Annotated in this window: 17 protein-coding genes; 10 read left to right on the top strand and 7 right to left on the bottom strand. The window is 56.2% G+C overall.

All coding sequences use genetic code 11. The features are described 5' to 3' along the window. Window positions 1-9: 9 nt before the first annotated feature. Window positions 10-750: a 16S rRNA (uracil(1498)-N(3))-methyltransferase gene (locus ACFQ14_RS07095; RefSeq protein ID WP_377211999.1), complete on the bottom strand. Its 741-nt coding sequence runs from the start codon at window positions 748-750 to the stop codon at window positions 10-12. A gap of 292 nt (window positions 751-1,042) precedes the next feature. On the opposite strand from ACFQ14_RS07095, the gene ACFQ14_RS07090 reads away from it, so the two are divergent. Further along, on the top strand, window positions 1,043-1,702 hold the full coding sequence (locus ACFQ14_RS07090; RefSeq protein ID WP_377211998.1) for a hypothetical protein: 660 nt from the start codon (window positions 1,043-1,045) through the stop codon (window positions 1,700-1,702). Between the two features lie 97 nt (window positions 1,703-1,799). On the opposite strand, the gene ACFQ14_RS07085 is transcribed toward ACFQ14_RS07090, so the two are convergent. Next, a complete protein-coding gene (locus ACFQ14_RS07085) occupies window positions 1,800-2,414 on the bottom strand; it encodes a hypothetical protein (RefSeq protein ID WP_377211997.1) in 615 nt (204 codons plus the stop codon). A 29-nt stretch (window positions 2,415-2,443) separates the two neighbouring features. Continuing rightward, a complete protein-coding gene (locus tag ACFQ14_RS07080) occupies window positions 2,444-3,184 on the bottom strand; it encodes a metallophosphoesterase family protein (protein WP_377211996.1) in 741 nt (246 codons plus the stop codon). Between the two features lie 78 nt (window positions 3,185-3,262). Between ACFQ14_RS07080 and ACFQ14_RS07075 the strand changes: the two genes are divergently transcribed. Next, window positions 3,263-4,420, top strand: a complete 1,158-nt coding sequence (locus tag ACFQ14_RS07075; protein ID WP_377211995.1) for an alpha-hydroxy acid oxidase — start codon at window positions 3,263-3,265, stop codon at window positions 4,418-4,420. Between the two features lie 3 nt (window positions 4,421-4,423). Here ACFQ14_RS07075 and ACFQ14_RS07070 read toward each other — a convergent pair whose 3' ends face one another. Next, the gene (locus ACFQ14_RS07070; protein ID WP_377211994.1) at window positions 4,424-5,185 is read right to left on the bottom strand and encodes an FCD domain-containing protein; all 762 of its coding nucleotides are present in this window, start codon (window positions 5,183-5,185) and stop codon (window positions 4,424-4,426) included. 146 nt (window positions 5,186-5,331) lie between these two features. Here ACFQ14_RS07070 and ACFQ14_RS07065 point away from each other — a divergent pair, with 146 nt between their 5' ends. Genes ACFQ14_RS07065 through glcF form a run of 3 tightly spaced genes read left to right on the top strand, consistent with a single transcriptional unit; the run spans window position 5,332 to window position 9,320 of the window. Beyond that, the gene (locus ACFQ14_RS07065; RefSeq protein ID WP_377211993.1) at window positions 5,332-6,828 is read left to right on the top strand and encodes an FAD-linked oxidase C-terminal domain-containing protein; all 1,497 of its coding nucleotides are present in this window, start codon (window positions 5,332-5,334) and stop codon (window positions 6,826-6,828) included. Between the two features lie 3 nt (window positions 6,829-6,831). Then, a complete protein-coding gene (locus ACFQ14_RS07060; protein ID WP_377211992.1) occupies window positions 6,832-8,019 on the top strand; it encodes an FAD-binding protein in 1,188 nt (395 codons plus the stop codon). After that, the gene (glcF, locus tag ACFQ14_RS07055; protein ID WP_377211991.1) at window positions 8,019-9,320 is read left to right on the top strand and encodes a glycolate oxidase subunit GlcF; all 1,302 of its coding nucleotides are present in this window, start codon (window positions 8,019-8,021) and stop codon (window positions 9,318-9,320) included. The genes ACFQ14_RS07060 and glcF overlap by 1 nt, the downstream gene beginning before the upstream one ends. Before the next feature lie 90 nt (window positions 9,321-9,410). Here the strand turns inward: glcF and ACFQ14_RS07050 are convergent, their stop codons facing one another. The 3 genes from ACFQ14_RS07050 to ACFQ14_RS07040 form a co-directional block, all read right to left on the bottom strand. Then, a complete protein-coding gene (locus ACFQ14_RS07050) occupies window positions 9,411-10,127 on the bottom strand; it encodes a L,D-transpeptidase (protein ID WP_377211990.1) in 717 nt (238 codons plus the stop codon). A 194-nt stretch (window positions 10,128-10,321) separates the two neighbouring features. Further along, window positions 10,322-11,086, bottom strand: coding sequence for a L,D-transpeptidase (locus ACFQ14_RS07045; RefSeq protein ID WP_377211989.1), 765 nt, complete (start codon window positions 11,084-11,086; stop codon window positions 10,322-10,324). 178 nt (window positions 11,087-11,264) lie between these two features. After that, the gene (locus tag ACFQ14_RS07040; protein ID WP_377211988.1) at window positions 11,265-11,999 is read right to left on the bottom strand and encodes a DUF2927 domain-containing protein; all 735 of its coding nucleotides are present in this window, start codon (window positions 11,997-11,999) and stop codon (window positions 11,265-11,267) included. 257 nt (window positions 12,000-12,256) lie between these two features. Here ACFQ14_RS07040 and ACFQ14_RS07035 point away from each other — a divergent pair, with 257 nt between their 5' ends. The 5 genes from ACFQ14_RS07035 to hisG all read left to right on the top strand — a co-directional run bounded on the left by ACFQ14_RS07035 (window position 12,257) and on the right by hisG (window position 16,940). Next, window positions 12,257-12,898, top strand: a complete 642-nt coding sequence (locus ACFQ14_RS07035; protein WP_377211987.1) for a DNA-3-methyladenine glycosylase I — start codon at window positions 12,257-12,259, stop codon at window positions 12,896-12,898. Between the two features lie 3 nt (window positions 12,899-12,901). Further along, window positions 12,902-13,240, top strand: a complete 339-nt coding sequence (locus ACFQ14_RS07030; protein ID WP_377211986.1) for a DUF1801 domain-containing protein — start codon at window positions 12,902-12,904, stop codon at window positions 13,238-13,240. Between the two features lie 200 nt (window positions 13,241-13,440). After that, window positions 13,441-15,150, top strand: coding sequence for a histidine--tRNA ligase (locus ACFQ14_RS07025; protein WP_377211985.1), 1,710 nt, complete (start codon window positions 13,441-13,443; stop codon window positions 15,148-15,150). A 12-nt stretch (window positions 15,151-15,162) separates the two neighbouring features. After that, window positions 15,163-16,248, top strand: a complete 1,086-nt coding sequence (locus tag ACFQ14_RS07020; RefSeq protein WP_377211984.1) for an ATP phosphoribosyltransferase regulatory subunit — start codon at window positions 15,163-15,165, stop codon at window positions 16,246-16,248. After that, window positions 16,245-16,940, top strand: a complete 696-nt coding sequence (gene hisG, locus ACFQ14_RS07015) for an ATP phosphoribosyltransferase (RefSeq protein WP_377211983.1) — start codon at window positions 16,245-16,247, stop codon at window positions 16,938-16,940. Before ACFQ14_RS07020 ends, hisG begins: the two co-directional genes overlap by 4 nt. Window positions 16,941-17,068 lie beyond the last annotated feature (128 nt).

Here is a 17,068-nt window from a genome sequence, read left to right as displayed (position 1 = left end):
CCAAAACTTTTACTTCCAATCGCCAAGCACGGCTTGCACGAGCGCCAAAGCCGCCACCGCAGCGGTGTCTGCACGCAGTACACGCGGCCCGAGCGGTATAGGAACAACATTAGCGCGTTCGCGCAGCATTGTGCGTTCATCTTCACTGAAACCGCCTTCCGGGCCAATCAGAACGGCAAGCGGGCCACGCTCGATAGCTTGCAAAGCGGGCAGCGGATTTTGACTTGCCTCACCCTCGTCGCAAAAGATAATGGTGCGATCGCTCTCCAAAGCATCAATGGCAGTGGCAAGGTCTGCCGGTTCTGCAAATGTGGGTATCGAAAGCACGCCGCATTGTTCTGCCGCCTCTATGGCGTTGGATCGCATCCGCTCTGCGTTCACCTTTCGCACCTGAGTGTATTGGGTCAGCACAGGCACGATGTGGCTGGCGCCCATCTCCACAGCCTTTTGTATCATGTAATCCAGCCGCGCCTGTTTCAGCGGGGCGAACAGATAGACGAGATCGCCAGCCGCTGTTTGCGCACGAGCTTGTTCTATGCACTCCAGATGAGCCTTCTTGCGCCCTTCTACGACAACGCGCGTCTGCCATTCGCCATCGCGCCCGTTGAACACAAGAACTCCTGAGCCATCTTTCAGCCGAAGTACATTAAGCAGGTAGTTGGCTTGATTGCGGTCCAACTCGCAAAGGCTACCCGTCATAAGCGGGGTGTCGAGGAACAGTCTCTGGGCGGAAAAATCATAGCGTGGCATTGGGGCAATTTGGGTCAAGTTTGATTGAATTGAAACCAGAATTTTGCCCAAATCCCACGGCGACCGCTCAAGCACTAAGCAGCCTTGTGATGTCTCGCAGATCGCTCGCGGTGGACACCTTCAATTTATTGAAAAGTTGAGCAAAAACAGCGCGGCCCGGCTTCACAAACGGTTTGGCATTCCAGTGGTTCCAGCAAGACAAGATCAGTTTTTTCTGTAGGTTTCGGAAAGCTGACAGCGGGGCACCAAGATCCTGTTAGAGCCAAAACCTTAAACGAGGAGCAGGAACCAAATGAACATCATCGACCGAATGAACAAGATATTCGACAACAACCTGAGCGCAAGCGCCGACCTGTTGAACAACTACATTAACGCGACTTTTCAGTTGCTGGCAGCCCGCATGGAAGGCGACCGCGATGCGGTTCGCGAAATCCGCGAAGCCCGCAAGGAAATCCGCGAAGAGATCCGCGCCGAACGTGAAGAATACATAAAAGAATTCCGCGACGCCCGCGATGAGGCCCGCGAAAAAGTGCAGGAAGCGCGTGAAGAAGTCTTCGCCATCCGTGAAGTCCTCCAACAGGCCCGTGCTGACGGCGACCGTGAAGCAGTTCGCGAAGCCCGTGAAGCAATTCAGGAAGCCCGTGAGGCTGTTCGTGAAGCCCGCGCGGAATTGCGCGAAGCCCGTGAAGAGCTTCAGCAGGCCCGGATAGACTGGAAAGAAGGAACGGCTGGCAGCGGCGAACTGTCCGACGACGATCTGTTCAATGAAAACGGCGACGTCATCGTGTTCGTTGGCTCAAACAACGATGATGGTGGTCCCCAAGACGTGCAACCTGGCGACTTCCTTCCTCAGCCAACCCAAGGCGACGAAGGCGTGCTGATCGACATGGAGCCGCCAAGAGACCAGATAACCGACATGCCCGAGCCAGAATTTGATGCGGTGTTTTCGTAACGCACATCCTACACATCTTCCGCGGTTTTGATCTCTAGCGGAACAACCGAGACCCCGATGCGCCCCACCCCATCCCTGCGCGTCGGGGTTTCGTCTTTTAGGCGGTGTCCGCTGAAACGTGCCAACGCGGTGGGTAACCATGTGCTAGAGCGCTAAGCATCAGCGGCGGCGTGAGGCACTCTACTGGTTGCTGGACGAGCTCGTCGATGTCCAATCCGTGCGATCGATAACCATCCGCCCACCATTCCAGAGCCTGCCCCTTATTTTTCATCAACGTCCTGTTCTTAAACAAAACAGCAGCGCCGTCGGGCAGATTACCCCAAGCCAATGCGTGAGTGCGCTTGACGCGCCCTTGTAAGCGCTCGGCATGAAGCACCGTGTCCATTGCGGGTGCAGTCATCCGTTCTGCCAAGCCATTCGCCCGTGCAACAGCCGCTGCAAACGCAAGGAAAGCCTTGCGGCGACACTCAAAACAGGGACGGTGGCCAGCTGCAAAAGCGGTCACTTCATCTAGAAAAAATAACTCTGTGTAGCTGTGACCCATCACTTCGCGTTGGCGGCCGTTGAACGACGTCTCACAGCAAATCCACTGCTTACTGGCCCAGCGACGCGTCTTATGCAGCTCTTTTGTGTCAGGATCGTGCAACCGTCCACCGCGATTGCCCAGCATGGTGCCACGCATGGGGATTGCGACGATGTCGCCTGTTGGCATCACCCGGTTTTGCAATGGGCTGTGCCGCCTCATAGCGTTTTCAATACGCGGTAGTCTTTGCCTTCCAACACCACGCACGACAGTTTGCCGCTGGCAAAGCAACGTGTGTCGACCGAAATTCGGTTTTTGTGAAATTCCACATCGTCACGGGGCGTGTGGCCGTGGACAACCACCTTTTCAAGAGGTTTTTTGTAGTCAAGAAAATCGCGTCGGATCCACATCAGGTCTTCCGGCGATTGTTTGTCGAGCGCCACCCCGGGGCGGATACCTGCATGGCAGAAGAAATAGTCGCCATACTCTGCGCCGTGCGGCAGCGTTGCGAAAAAATGGAGGTGATTAACGGGGATCAATTGCTGCGCATAAGCAACGATTTCTTTCACTTCGCGCTTGGTGAAGGGCGGACGCGGCACGCGCACACCGTACGACCGCAAAGTGGAAGCTCCGCCATTGCTGAAATAATTCTCGCCTGTATCCAGCGGAAAATCGAGAAACTTTTGCAGCGCCAGATCATGATTTCCCGCAAGACACAGAACACTTTTGTCGCGCGCCATAAGATGAATGAGCCGTGTGACCACGCCCTTCGATTCCGGCCCTCGGTCGAGATAATCGCCGAGAAAGATGATGCCCGATTTCGGCGCAGGCCGTTTCTCTCGGTCGGCCTCAATGGCGGCAATCACCCTGTTCAATTGCTTCAGACAACCGTGAACATCCCCCACGGCATAGAGGCGCATCCCATCGGGCAGTCTTGATTTACCTAAGGCAATTGGCATAGCCAAAGGGAACCACGACAATTGCGCAGGCACAAGATGGTTTTGCGCAATGACCGTTATCTCTAGGAGCCCGCCACCGTGACCATCACCTGTAACGCCGATCTTCAGGCTCTCGCCCGCCGCCGCGTACCGCGCATGTTTTACGATTATGCGGATTCTGGCGCCTATACCGAAGGCACCTATCGCGACAACACAAGCGCATTCGAGAAATACAAACTGCGCCAACGGGTTGCCGTGAACATCGATAACCGCACGTTGAAGAGCGAGATGATTGGCCGCGAAGTGGCGATGCCCGTGGCACTCGCTCCCGTTGGCCTGACAGGCATGCAACACGCCGATGGCGAGATCGCAGCAGCACGGGCGGCGGAGAAGTTCGGCGTGCCGTTTACGCTGTCCACCATGAGTATTTGCTCAATCGAGGAGGTGGCGAAAGCAACCACCAAGCCGTTCTGGTTCCAGCTTTACGTCATGCGCGACCGTGGCTTCATCGAAGCACTCATCAAGCGTGCCTATGACGCCAATTGCGAAGCGTTGGTGCTGACGCTTGATCTGCAAATTTTGGGTCAGCGCCACAAGGACGTGAAAAATGGCCTGTCCGCTCCACCAAAGCCGACCATTGCCAACATGATCAATCTTGCCATGAAACCGCGCTGGTGCATGGGCATGCTGGGCACGCAAAATCGCACATTCGGTAACATCGTCGGCCACGCCAAGGGCGTTGACGATATGTCGAGCCTTTCATCGTGGACGCAGAGCCAGTTCGACCAATCGCTGGATTGGTCTTCGATTGACTGGATCAAGGCCCGTTGGGACCGCAAGCTGATTCTCAAAGGCATCAATGATGTAGAAGACGCGAAAATCGCAGCCGACATGGGCGCAGATGCGATCATCGTTTCCAACCATGGCGGACGACAGCTTGACGGCGCCGCGGCACCAATCGACATGCTGGCGCGCATCATCGACGCCGTGGGCGACCGTGTTGAAGTCCACATGGACAGCGGCATCCGCACCGGGCAAGACGTGTTTAAAGCCATCGCACTTGGCGCAAAGTCCACCTATATCGGCCGCGCCTATATCTATGGCCTTGGCGCGATGGGCGAGGCGGGTGTAACCAAGGCGCTGGAGCTTGTTCAAAGCGAGTTGGACACAACAATGGCCCTGTGTGGCGAGACGGACATCACCAAAGTTGGTCGGCACAATCTGTTGGACTTTGAGGAAGTGCGCTCGAACCGATAAGGCTCAACCCCGCGCTTCCAGCCGCTTTTCAGACACCACATCGCGGGTGCGGGATTTCTGTAACTCTTCCTGCACCTCGATCACAAAAACGATATGCGCCCGCGCGGTCTCGGTCGCGGCATTGGCATCCCGCGCCATAATCGCATCGTAAATGGCGATGTGCTGGTCAAGCAATTTGCGGCGCATTCCGCCGCGGTCATAGAGAACCTGACGGTTGAAAAACACGTCTTCCGATAGCAGCCGGTAGCAAGAACGTAGGGTGTGCAGCAGCACGATGTTATGGGCCGCATCGACAATGGCGTTGTGGAACTCAACGTCAATGCGCGCTTCCAGAGCTGCGTCCTTTGCCGCATGAGCGGCCCGCATATCATTTGCAATCCGCGTTAGAAGCGTGCGATCAGCTTCCGTCGCCCGCTGCGCGGCCATAGCGGCCGCCAACCCTTCGATTTCGCGTCGATACTCGAGATAGTCCATCTTGGCTTTAACGTTCTCGCCAATGAGCTTGGCGACGGGTGCGGCGAAGATTGTGCCGATCACATCCGCTACCAGGGTTGCTTCGCCGTGACGGGTGACCAGCAAGCCCTTATCTGCCAGCGCCGCAATGGCCTGCCGCAGAATCGGGCGCGAGACGTTCAACGATTTTGACAATTCCCGTTCACCCGGCAGTTTGTCGCCGCCGCGCAAAACGCCTTCGAGCACCAGCATCTCAATCTGGGCCTCAACCTCCTGCGACGTTCGGTTTTGTTCGATTGGTGTGAAAACCATGGGAATTGCGTGCGCTATATGCGAGTTTTGTTCTCAGTGACTTTGAAGCGAGGTTGTTCACTGGTCAAATTATTTGTCCAGTTGGTCTTGTGAATGAAGTGAATTGACTGGTAAACATTTTTTACCAATTGGAGGAGGAGCCCGCCATGTCCGGCCTAGTCATGCCAGAACTCGATACAAAGACGCTTTCGCGCCGTGCCGAAATCGTCGATGCCCTGCGCGATATCGTGCCCGGCGAGGGTGTCATAGCGGACGAAAACTCCATGCGTGTGTTCGAATCCGACGGCCTCACCGCTTACAAGACGCTGCCCTTCGTGGTGGTGCTGCCGGAGACGGTGCAACAGGTGGCAGACGTGATGCGCTACTGCGGAGAACAGGGCATTCGCGTGGTGCCACGTGGTTCCGGCACTTCCTTGTCAGGCGGCGCGTTGCCGCTGGGTGATGCTGTGCTGCTGGTCATGAGCCGCTTTAACAGAATCCTCGAAATTGACTATGACAACCGCTGCGCCGTGGTGCAGCCGGGCGTGACCAATCTTGGCATCACCCATGCCGTGCAAGAGCGCGGATTTTACTATGCGCCAGACCCATCCTCGCAGATCGCCTGTTCCATCGGCGGCAATGTGGCAGAAAATTCCGGCGGCGTACATTGCCTCAAATACGGTCTCACCTCCAACAACGTCATCGGTGTTGAACTTGTCACCATTGACGGCGAAATCATGCGTATCGGCGGCAAACACCTTGAGTCCGAGGGCTACGACCTGTTGGGCGTGATCACTGGCTCCGAAGGCCTGCTCGGCGTCGTCACCGAAGTGACCGTTCGCATTCTGCAAAAGCCGGAGACGGCCCGCGCATTGCTAATCGGCTTTCCAACCAGCGAAGATGCTGGCCAATGCGTGGCCGAAATTATCTCAGAGGGCATCATTCCCGGCGGTATGGAGATGATGGACAAGCCTGCCATCCATGCTGCGGAAGACTTCGTCCATGCCGGTTATCCGCTGGACGTGGAGGCGCTGCTGATCGTCGAACTCGACGGACCGGAAGCGGAGGTCGATTATCTGATTGGTCGTGTGGAAGAGATTGCCAAGCGCAACAAATCCACCACTCTGCGCGTCTCGCAATCCGAAGACGAACGCAACACGTTCTGGGCTGGCCGCAAGGCGGCTTTCCCCGCAGTGGGCCGCATCTCGCCAGATTATTATTGCATGGACGGCACGATCCCGCGCCGTCAGTTGCCGGTTGTTCTGGCGCGGATGCGTGAATTGTCCGACCACTACAATCTGCGCGTGGCGAACGTGTTCCACGCGGGTGATGGCAATCTGCATCCGCTAATTTTGTATGATGCAAACGTGCCCGGCGAATTGGAAAAGACCGAAGAGTTTGGTGCCGATATTCTGCGTCTCTGCGTCGAAGTTGGCGGTGTGCTGACCGGTGAACACGGCGTGGGCGTCGAGAAACGCGATCTCATGCCGTCCATGTTCACCGAAGCGGATCTGGAGCAGCAGCAGCGCGTCAAATGCGCGTTCGACCCTGATCACCTGCTCAACCCCGGCAAGATGTTCCCGCAACTGCACCGCTGCGCAGAACTTGGTCGGATGCACGTTCATAAAGGCCAAGTGCCTTTCCCCGATCTGCCGAGATTCTGATTGATGACCAGCACTGATCTACACCCTAAAACGGCTGATGACGTTCTCGCCGCAGTCAAATGGGCTGCAGGCGAGGAAACGCCAATTGAAATAATTGGCCAAGGCACAAAGCGCGCGCTCGGTAAGCCGACGCAGACGGCCCACACGCTTGATCTCTCTGCGCTCACTGGCGTGACGTTGTTCGAGCCGGAAGAATTGGTTCTTTCCGCCCGCGCTGGCACGCCTTTGGCGGAAATCGACAAGCTGTTGGATGATGCCAATCAGGAATTTCAGTTCGAGCCGGTCGACCTTGGGCCGCTGCTCGGTCAGAAGCCGGGGCAGGGCACTTTGGGTGGACTGGTAAACACCAATTTTGCCGGTCCCCGCCGCCTCAAGTCGGGCTCTGCCCGCGACCATATTCTGGGCATCAGCGCCGTCTCTGGCCGCGGCGAAGTGTTTAAGTCCGGCGGTCGTGTTGTGAAGAACGTGACGGGCTACGACCTCTCCAAAGGTGTCACCGGCGCGTGGGGAACGCTCGCCGTGCTTACCGACATTACCATGAAAGTGCTGCCCCGCGCCGAGACGGAAAAAACACTCGTGCTGGAAGGTTTGGACGATGCCAAAGCTGCCGCAGCCATGGCCTTGGCCATGGGGTCGAATGCCGAAGTCTCCGGCGCAGCGCATCTGCCTGCTGGCGTTGACGGCGACAAAGCCGCGACGTGTTTTCGCCTAGAAGGTTTTAAACCATCAGTCGAATACCGCATCGCCAATCTATCCAAGCTGTTGAGCGATTTTGGCAAACACGAACAAATCACAGAAGCCGGTTCCCGCAAACGCTGGGCAGCTTTGCGCGATTGCTTGCCGTTTGCTGACGACCAAACCAGCACCGTATGGCGAATTTCCTGCACGCCCACAGAAGGACACCGCATTGTTGCTGATCTGAAATCCGGCATCGATTGCAGCGCGTTCTACGATTGGCAGGGCGGCTTGATCTGGCTCAATGTGATCGGCGGTGACGCGCAGGCAGAAGCCGTGCGGCTAGCCGTTTCGCGCAATGGCGGCGGCCACGCCACACTCATTCGCGCCGATGCCGCAACGCGCCAAAGCGTCGACGTGTTCGAGCCACAGCCAAAAGCGCTGGCCGCTTTGTCTAAGCGTTATCGCGAAAATTTTGATCCACACGGTATTTTGAATCCGGGGAGAATGGGCTGATGCAAACCAATTTCTCCATCGCGCAACTGGCCGATCCCGCAATCCAAGAAGCGGACTCCATCCTGCGAAACTGCGTCCATTGCGGTTTCTGCACGGCGACTTGCCCCACCTATGTGACGCTTGGCAATGAGTTGGACAGTCCGCGCGGGCGCATCTATCTGATCAAGGACATGCTGGAAAACGACAGGCCAGCGGATAAGCAGGTCGTTACCCATATTGACCGCTGTCTTTCCTGTCTCGCTTGCATGAGCACTTGTCCTTCGGGCGTCAACTACATGCACTTGGTTGACCATGCCCGCGTTCATATTGAAAAGACTTACAAGCGCCCGCCGATGAACAGGCTCACCCGCGCCATCCTCGCGATGGTTCTGCCCTATCCCGCGCGGTTCCGCTTTGCACTAACGGCCGCAAAGTATGGCAAGCCTCTCGCACCACTGTTTGAGAAAGTGGAAGCGTTCAAGCCATTTGGCGCAATGCTGCGCTTGGCTCCGTCGAAAGTCTCCGGGCCTGCCCCAGAAACATCGCCCGGCACCTTCGCCCCGGCGAAGGAAAAGCGTGGTCGGGTCGCTATTTTGACAGGCTGCGCCCAGCCTGTATTGGACGCGAACATCAACAAAACGACCATTGAATTGCTCAACCGTCTCGGCGTTGAGGTTGTGTTGCCAGAAGGCGAGGCGTGTTGCGGCTCGCTCGTGCATCACATGGGTAAGGAAGATCAGGCGCTGGATGCGGCCCATCATTTGGTCGATGTCTGGACCCGCGAAATAGAAAACGGTGGGCTTGATGCCATCGTCATTACAACGTCCGGCTGTGGCACGACGATCAAGGACTACGGCCATATGCTCCGCCTTGATCCCGATTATGCGGACAAGGCTGCACGTGTTTCTGCACTAACCAAGGATGTGACGGAATATCTCGCAACTCTCGATCTGCCAGAGCCGCATCACAAACCGGGCATGGTCGTGGCATATCACTCAGCCTGTTCGCTTCAGCACGGACAGAAGGTGAAGACACTGCCGAAGGAATTGCTGACCAAAGCTGGGTTCACCGTGCGCGAGCCAGCGGAAGGCCATCTGTGCTGCGGTTCAGCAGGCACTTACAACATCATGCAGTCTGACATCGCCAATCAATTGCGGACCCGCAAGGTTGCCAACATAGAGCGCACGCAGCCGCAGGTTATTGCTGCAGGCAATATTGGCTGTCTTACTCAGATCGGTAACGGAACAAAAATACCAACCGTTCACACAGTGAAATTGCTCAACTGGGCTTATGGCGGAGCAATGCCGCAAGAGCTGCGCTGAGCGGTAGCTGCTGGTTCAAGGCACAAACAAAAAAAGGCCCGCGAAACTGGATTTCGCGGGCCTTTTTTTATCGAAATTTGACGCTGGCGCTTATGTGCCGCGCGAAAAGATTGCCCGCAACGGGTTGAAACCTTCGCGGTAGAACTTGCGGCGATCTTTGCCATCAGGGCCAATAACCACGACCTTGGAGCCAAGTTTCACGTTGTTGTAGAGATGCTCAACGTCTTTGTTCAGCATGCGAATGCAGCCGGATGACATGCTCAGGCCAATTGACCAAGGCTCGTTTGTGCCGTGGATGCGGTAGCCGGTATCGCCACCCTTGGGCCAATGCAGATAAAGCGCACGAGCACCGAGCGGGTTTTTTGGTCCGCCTTTCATGAAGCTAACGCGGCGCTTGTTCTCACGCCATTCACGCTCGATCATCTCTTTGGGTGGTGTCCATGATGGCCACTTGGCTTTGCGAGCAAGTTTCGTCTGGCCGCGCCATTCAAATCCCTCGCGGCCTACGCCGATTCCATAACGCACAGCGCGGCGTTTGGAAGTGACGTGATAGAGATACTTTGATTTCGTATCGACAATGATTGTGCCGACGGGCTCGTTGGTCGTGATTGAGACTGTGCGGCGACGAAATTTCGCCGCGGGCGCTCTGTTGCGATAGATTTTGCGCTTTTTTACCCACTTGCCTGTTGTGTGGTCGTAGATATTTGCGCCCGGCTCACGCGCTTGGCTTTCAGCCGTGCCAAAAAGCGAAAAGCCCAAGGCGATGGTGAAAGCGAAAGCCAATGCCGTTGCGATATTTCGCAGCATGATTATTCCCTCATTCAATAGTGCGTCTGGTAACGATAAAAAGGTTGCAATGGCAAAGCAATCGTTAACGGGGGGCAGTTGATCACGTTTTTCTTACAATGGTGCAAAAATGATCCAGCCCCTATGCGGACAAGAAAAAGGCCACTTGCCGTGTAGCAAGTGGCCTTTTGTCGGCAAAGCTCCGATGAATGACGCTAAATCACGCGCACTTTCGAGCCGCGAGGCACCCTGTCATATAGGTCCATCACGTCTTGATTGCGCATGCGGATGCAGCCGGAAGAGACGGCTTTCCCGATGCTCCAGTCCTGATTCGTACCATGGATACGGTAGATCGTCGAACCCAAATACAACGCCCGCGCGCCCATTGGGTTTTCCGGGCCACCCGGCATAAAGGCCGGCAATTCGCGACCCTTCGCGCGTTCGCGCTTAATCATGGACTGCGGAGGACGCCAATCCGGCCACTCGGCCTTGCGCGTTACTTTATGAACGCCTGCCCATTCAAAGCCGGGTTTGCCAACACCAATTGCATAGCGGCGGGCTTTGCCACCTTCCATCACCAGATAGAGACGACGCTCTGGAGTGTTAACAATGATCGTGCCGGGCTTATCCTCACCATAATAGTTGACGATCTGCGGCATCAATTCACTGTCTGGCAAAGTGGGAATTGACGAACGCAAGGCTGTTTGTCGGCGTACAGAGCCCGTCGCACGCGGCGCTGTTGCCCGCACTGTTGAGCGCGAAACGCGGCGCACTTGGCGATTGCCTTGGCGTGCGGCGCGTATGCGAGCCAGCGCTTCGGGTGTTGCAACGCGTTTCTTTGGTTTGAATTGCAGCACCCACGGCGAAGACAGGTTGGAACCAACCGTCACCCGCGAGCCCGCTTCGGCATCGCTATGCGCTCCAAAGGGCAGCATTGCGAAGGCTGCTGCAAAGGCAGCCGCTTTAACTATTGTTTTCATGTCAGACGTACTCACTACACTCGTCTTCGTTTGAAGCGGAGCCAACGCAAAAGCGCCCCAGCCCGCCGACCTTCACAATTGAACGGGAAGGGCGACTGAATGGTGAATCAAGTTCGATTTATCGGTGAAACGGTCCGTTTACCTTCTGGTTTGGTAAAGGGGCGTTTAAGGCGTTTGGTTAACGCTGTCTGATGTTGCGCCGAACATCGCGCAAAACGCGGGGCAGCAGTTCTGCTGCCTGCGAAACCGACATGCCGTTTTCGATGCGCCTGTCATAAAGCATGTTCAAGATCAGCCGATCAAAGCGCCGAAAAGCGGTGTAGCGTGACCGATCGTTGAACATCGAATGGATGAGCGACGGGTCGTCATTAAGTGGTCCCAAGCCTTGCAGGATTTCTTCCGTCATACAGCGTCGAAACAGCGAACGGCTGTCGTCACCCACAATCACCGCGTCTGAACGGCTGATCCCGTTGCGGGTGAATTTTGAACGCACCATACATTTGCCGCGCACGGCGGCTGTGCGGTTGCCATAGACACTGCGTTGAACGGTGGTCTCGTAATTGGCTTTGGTGGTGACGAAGACGCGAAAATTCGCCCGTTCGGGATCATTCACGATGCGCAAACGCAACCCGGAAATCAGTCCGTTGAGTGATCTGGCAAACCGTTCCACCTCGGCCTTTAACGAAGGCGAAAAGGATGACACATGCATTCGCACTGTTCCATTGAACTTGCGCACGTAAGACCCGGTTGAGAACAGGCCCGGATATTCAGAGCCAAACACCGTCTTCTTAAATCCGTCTATCACTTCGCTATCCGTATAGGCTTGAGCCGCCATTGGCGTAAGCGCGAGGGCGCAGCCAAGGGCCAGTGCTGCAAAGCGGGCAGCCGTTCGGGGGCGGGCGGAGCGGGCCATGGTTGTGTCTGAACGTCTCCTGAAGCGGGTGGCCTGAAACGGTCAGGCAAACTGTGGTTTCGCTATAGCGCGATTCGCGCGGCTTTATGGCAAGGGGACCGGGTAAAGGCCATTGAACTTTGTGTCATTTACGTCATGCGCCGTGATTGACCCCAAAATCTGGAGTGCGAACGAACAGTCTATCCACAGCCAACCATTTGCCAAACCCTAATGGCTCGTGTCCGAATAGTGCCGCAATGATAGCGGAGGTTTCAGTGATGGCGCAGGAATTGCCAGCAGGTTTGATCAAAGGCGCAGATGGTAAGGCACGCTGTTTCTGGCCAGAAGACAAGCCCGACTATGTGATATACCACGACACCGAATGGGGAATGCCCCAGCACGACGACTTCCGATTGTTCGAAAAAATTTGCCTGGAAGGATTTCAGTCTGGCCTTTCTTGGCTGACTATTTTGCGCAAGCGCGAAAACTTCCGTGCCGCCTTTGCAGGGTTCGATTTCCATAAAGTAGCAGCCTTTAGAGAAGATGACGTGGAGCGGCTTGTGCAGGACGCAGGTATTATCCGCCATCGGGGCAAGATCGTTTCCACCATCAACAATGCCAAACGCGCGATTGAGATGGAGCGCGAAGAAGGCTCGCTGGGCAAGTGGTTCTGGTCTTGGGAAGAGGCCGCGCAGCAAAACCGCCCCAGAGTGTTCAGCCAGTCGGAAATGATGGCCTTAGGCAAAACCGAAGCCTCAACCGCGCTGTCAAAGGAACTGAAGAAGCGCGGCTGGTCCTTCGTCGGCCCCACCACCTGCTACGCCTTCATGCAGGCGATGGGCATCGTCAACGACCACCTGGATGGCTGCCATTGCCGCGAGACTGTTGAGCAAGCACGCGCCGAATTTGAAAGGCCATAACCGATGGAAAAGCAACTCCGCAAACTGATCCTCGAAACCGCAGCTGCCACACCAGATGTGGGGCAGTTGGCCGAGAGCGTGAAATGGGCCCAACCGAGCTTTACCCCAAAAAAGGCAAATGTCGGCTCGTCCGTCCGTATCCAGCAGAACAGGGATGACACGTTTGGCTTGATGTTCATCTGTCACACAAATTTGGTGCAGCGCTTTCGTGAACTCTACGAAGACGAACTCACCTTTGAGGCCAACCGCGCTATCGTTATTTCGCCCGATGATGACCTCGCCAATCCTGCGCTCACCCACTGCATCGCCATGGCGCTGCGTTACAAACTGGACAAGCGCTGAACGCACCTCTTGCCCCTCGCACCACTTGCGCCTAAACAGCCTGCATGAACTTTACAGCGCACCATTCCAGCCATCGACATTCCGGCACCTGATCGGAAACGACGGCCCCTTGCGCCTTCTCACACACGCGAGACGTTTCACCGGATCAGGCATTTGACCCGACCGCCTCTCTTGCCATTTCCACATTTCCGAGACCGACCATGGCCGACAAAAAGAAAAAACCCCACCGCCTGAAAGCCCGCCAGCCGCGCGGTTTTGTTGACCGTTCACCGGAAGACATCCGCGCCACCGATGCGATGATGGCGAAGATCAAGGAAGTCTATGAGCGCTACGGCTTCGACCCCGTTGAAACGCCGATGTTCGAATACACCGATGCGCTCGGCAAATTCCTGCCCGACACCGACCGCCCCAACGCGGGCGTCTTCAGCCTGCAAGACGACGACGAACAATGGATGAGCCTGCGCTACGACCTGACCGCACCTCTGGCTCGCCACTTCGCGCAAAACATCAACGAATTGCAAACGCCCTATCGGACGTATCGGGCAGGGTGGGTGTTTCGGAATGAAAAACCGGGGCCGGGAAGATTCCGCCAGTTCATGCAGTTCGATGCAGATACGGTGGGCGCACCAGGACCATCAGCAGACGCCGAAATGTGCATGATGATGGCGGACACGATGGAGGCGCTGGGGTTGGAAGGGCAATTTCTAGTTAGGGTGAACAGCCGAAAAGTTCTTGATGGAATTTTGGACGCGATTGGTTTGGCTGGGGAACAGTACGTATCTTCGCGCTTAACAGTTTTGCGCTCTCTCGATAAATTTGATCGAGTCGGCCTGACTGGAGTGAAACGACTTCTTATGGACGGACGAGTGGATGAAAGTGGAGATTTTACGAAGGGCGCTGGATTAGATGCGAAGCAAACGGAGCTCTTGCTGAGTTTATTGAAAGATCAGAGTTTTGCATTCCTATTGCTGCCAGATAATTTAGCGATACATGAGAGTAAGACCTACGAAGAATACGTTGAAAATTTTGAACCGGACGACCTATCTGACTTTGTCGACAACGAGGAAGACGCAATAATTGAACCGTCAGATCTCGACGAATGGAATTGGATGAAACGAATCTTTGTTGATAGTGAAGCGACAAACAGAGATGCATCAATTAAATATTTGAACTCGCTTGAGTTTAACAAATTCGCGGTAAATCGAAAATTCCGTCAAGGCATTCGCGAACTCATTGAAATCATACAGCTTTGCAATTCTGGAGGTTATTCAGCACTGAAAATCCGCCCTGACGTAACATGCGTCCGTGGCCTCGAATACTACACTGGCGCTGTCTACGAGTGCGAACTGACCTTCCCCGTCACCAACGAAAAAGGCGAGGAGGTCGTTTTCGGTTCCGTCGCTGGCGGGGGACGTTATGACGGCCTTGTCAAACGCTTTACGGGCCAAGACATCCCCGCCACCGGCTTTTCTATCGGCGTGTCGCGCCTGATGACGGCGCTGAAGAACCTCGGCAAGCTGGAAGCGTCTGAGACTGTCGCTCCCGTGGTCGTCTGCGTGATGGACCGGGATACCGAGGCGCTCGCGGATTATCAAAAGATGGTTCAAGAGCTACGCAACGCCGGCATTCGCTCGGAGATGTATCAGGGCAACCCCAAGCAATTCGGCAAGCAACTGCAATATGCCGACCGTCGCGGCTCGCCCATCGCCGTCATTGCGGGCAGCGAGGAACGCGCCAACGGCAAGGTGCAGATCAAGGATTTGATCGAAGGCGCCCGCATGGCTGAGGAAATCACCGACAACGAAGAATGGCGTGCCATGCGCCCCGCGCAGCAGGAAATCGACCGCGCCGACCTCGTTGCCAAAGTCACCGAAATCCTCGCCCGCCAAAAAGCTGACCGCGAAGCGTGATGAGACAGTTTCGTGCTTGATAATCTGCTCACTCACCTCGCGGCCAAAGCTGACCACGTGGCCGACCTGCCGATCCTGCAATCGGCCGATCCATTTCTGGAGACGGCGGGTGAGGACCTGCGCCGCCGCATGTTCATCACCGAAAGCGCCGATGGTGCACTGCAATGCCTGCGGCCGGAGTTCACGATTCCTATCTGTCTTCATTACGCGTCCCAGCCCGGCCGCTACGCCTATGGTGGCACGGTCTTTCGCCAAGGGCGCGAGAGTGGAGTGGAATTCAAGCAGGTGGGGCTGGAAGACCTCGGCAATACTGACAAAATCACCGCCGATGTCGCCAGCATTATGGACATGATGAACGCGCTCAATGCCGCTGGCATGCAAGCGCCCAACCTGACGCTCGGCGATCAAACCTTGTTTGCCGAACTCGTCCACGCTCTCGACATGCCTGCTGCTTTAGTTTCCAGACTGGAGCGTAATTTCGGCGCCGCTGACGCCTTGGAGCGGGTGATCGACGAAGTGGCAGGCGCGGCGCGAACGGCGCAAGACCACGCAGACCCGGCCATCGCTAGAATGGCGGCATCAGAGGATGTGACGGGCCTCGAAGCCGCGGTTATGAGCCGGATGGAAGCGGGAGGGCTATCGCCCCGCTCTGGCCGCAGTCCAGGCGATATCGTGGCGCGGATGATCGAAAAAGCCCGCGCTGCGCATTTTCAACTGGCTTCAGAACGCGCGGAAAAGCTGCGTGCCTTCCTGCGTCTTGAGGCGCCCCTCAACGGCGCAACTGATGCGCTGGCAGAATTCGCGGCACAGCACGAATTGAATTTTGGCAAAGCGCTGGATGATTTCAAAGCTCGGCTCGAAGGGCTGGAAGGGCAGGGGCTTGATCTCGCTGCCCACACCTACCGCGCCTCGTTTGGCCGCAAGCTGGAATATTACACGGGCATTTTGTTTGAGGTAAATGCGAGCGGCGAAAGCGTCGCTGGCGGCGGGCGTTATGATCGCCTGTGCTCGCTGTTGGGCGCTGCCGGACCCGTGCCTGCCGTAGGTTTTTCGATCACGCTCGACAGGTTGGAAAAAGCCATAGGAGAAGGCGCATGAATTTGCACATCGCCATACCCTCCAAGGGCCGCCTGAAGGAAGCAACGCTGGTGCGTTTTGCCGGCGCTGGTCTCGTTATCGAGCCATCGACTGATGCACGATCGTATCAAGCCAGCATGAAGGGGCGTTCCAATATCGACGTGTCGTTCCTGTCAGCTTCGGAGATCGCTCGTGAACTCGCCAATGGTTCCATCCACATGGGTGTTACTGGGGAAGACTTGGCTCGCGAAACGCTCGCCAATGCGGACGATGCGTTCGGCTTCCCCGTGAAGCTGGGTTTCGGCCATGCGGATGTTGTGGTCGCGGTGCCGGAGGCTTGGATCGACGTGGACACGATGGCCGATCTGGACGACGTTGCCGCTCAATACCGCTCGCGCATCGGGCGTCGGCTGCGCATCGCCACGAAATATTGGCAACTCACCCAACACCATTTCCGCACTCACGGCATCGGCGTTTATCGTATTGTAGAAAGCCTCGGCGCAACCGAAGGCGCTCCAGCCGCTGGCAGCGCGGACGTAATCGTCGATATTACGTCCACCGGCAGCACGATCCGCGCGAACCATTTGAAGATTTTAAGCGATGGCGTGATTTTGAAGAGTGAGGCGAATTTGGTCGAAAGCAAAAGGGCTGTTTGGGGCAAGGTGAGCCGGAATGCCGCTGACGAAATCATCGCTGCATTGCAGTCTGTTTGATCGCGCTACTCTCATGCCGTCATTCCGGGGCCGCAAAGCGGAACCCGGTACCCAGCGCTGTGCGGCTCTATAGTCGGTTCTCAATGTCTGATTTCAGGTTCGAATCTGGATTCCGGATATTTGCTACG

Source organism: Pseudahrensia aquimaris, from assembly GCF_042676045.1.
GTDB lineage: Bacteria > Pseudomonadota > Alphaproteobacteria > Rhizobiales > Rhizobiaceae > Pseudahrensia > Pseudahrensia aquimaris.
Note: the sequence above shows the minus strand (reverse complement) of the source record. Positions and strands in the feature narration are given on the sequence as shown.

Excerpts from the sequence above, each read along its gene's own strand:
- ACFQ14_RS07095 (WP_377211999.1), bottom strand. The coding sequence starts at position 750 with ATGCCACGCTATGATTTTTCCGCCCAGAGACTGTTCCTCGACACCCCG.
- ACFQ14_RS07090 (WP_377211998.1), top strand. The coding sequence starts at position 1,043 with ATGAACATCATCGACCGAATGAACAAGATATTCGACAACAACCTGAGC.
- ACFQ14_RS07085 (WP_377211997.1), bottom strand. The coding sequence starts at position 2,414 with ATGCCAACAGGCGACATCGTCGCAATCCCCATGCGTGGCACCATGCTG.
- ACFQ14_RS07080 (WP_377211996.1), bottom strand. The coding sequence starts at position 3,184 with ATGCCAATTGCCTTAGGTAAATCAAGACTGCCCGATGGGATGCGCCTC.
- ACFQ14_RS07070 (WP_377211994.1), bottom strand. The coding sequence starts at position 5,185 with ATGGTTTTCACACCAATCGAACAAAACCGAACGTCGCAGGAGGTTGAG.
- ACFQ14_RS07065 (WP_377211993.1), top strand. The coding sequence starts at position 5,332 with ATGTCCGGCCTAGTCATGCCAGAACTCGATACAAAGACGCTTTCGCGC.
- ACFQ14_RS07060 (WP_377211992.1), top strand. The coding sequence starts at position 6,832 with ATGACCAGCACTGATCTACACCCTAAAACGGCTGATGACGTTCTCGCC.
- glcF (WP_377211991.1), top strand. The coding sequence starts at position 8,019 with ATGCAAACCAATTTCTCCATCGCGCAACTGGCCGATCCCGCAATCCAA.
- ACFQ14_RS07050 (WP_377211990.1), bottom strand. The coding sequence starts at position 10,127 with ATGCTGCGAAATATCGCAACGGCATTGGCTTTCGCTTTCACCATCGCC.
- ACFQ14_RS07045 (WP_377211989.1), bottom strand. The coding sequence starts at position 11,086 with ATGAAAACAATAGTTAAAGCGGCTGCCTTTGCAGCAGCCTTCGCAATG.
- ACFQ14_RS07040 (WP_377211988.1), bottom strand. The coding sequence starts at position 11,999 with ATGGCCCGCTCCGCCCGCCCCCGAACGGCTGCCCGCTTTGCAGCACTG.
- ACFQ14_RS07035 (WP_377211987.1), top strand. The coding sequence starts at position 12,257 with ATGGCGCAGGAATTGCCAGCAGGTTTGATCAAAGGCGCAGATGGTAAG.
- ACFQ14_RS07030 (WP_377211986.1), top strand. The coding sequence starts at position 12,902 with ATGGAAAAGCAACTCCGCAAACTGATCCTCGAAACCGCAGCTGCCACA.
- ACFQ14_RS07025 (WP_377211985.1), top strand. The coding sequence starts at position 13,441 with ATGGCCGACAAAAAGAAAAAACCCCACCGCCTGAAAGCCCGCCAGCCG.
- hisG (WP_377211983.1), top strand. The coding sequence starts at position 16,245 with ATGAATTTGCACATCGCCATACCCTCCAAGGGCCGCCTGAAGGAAGCA.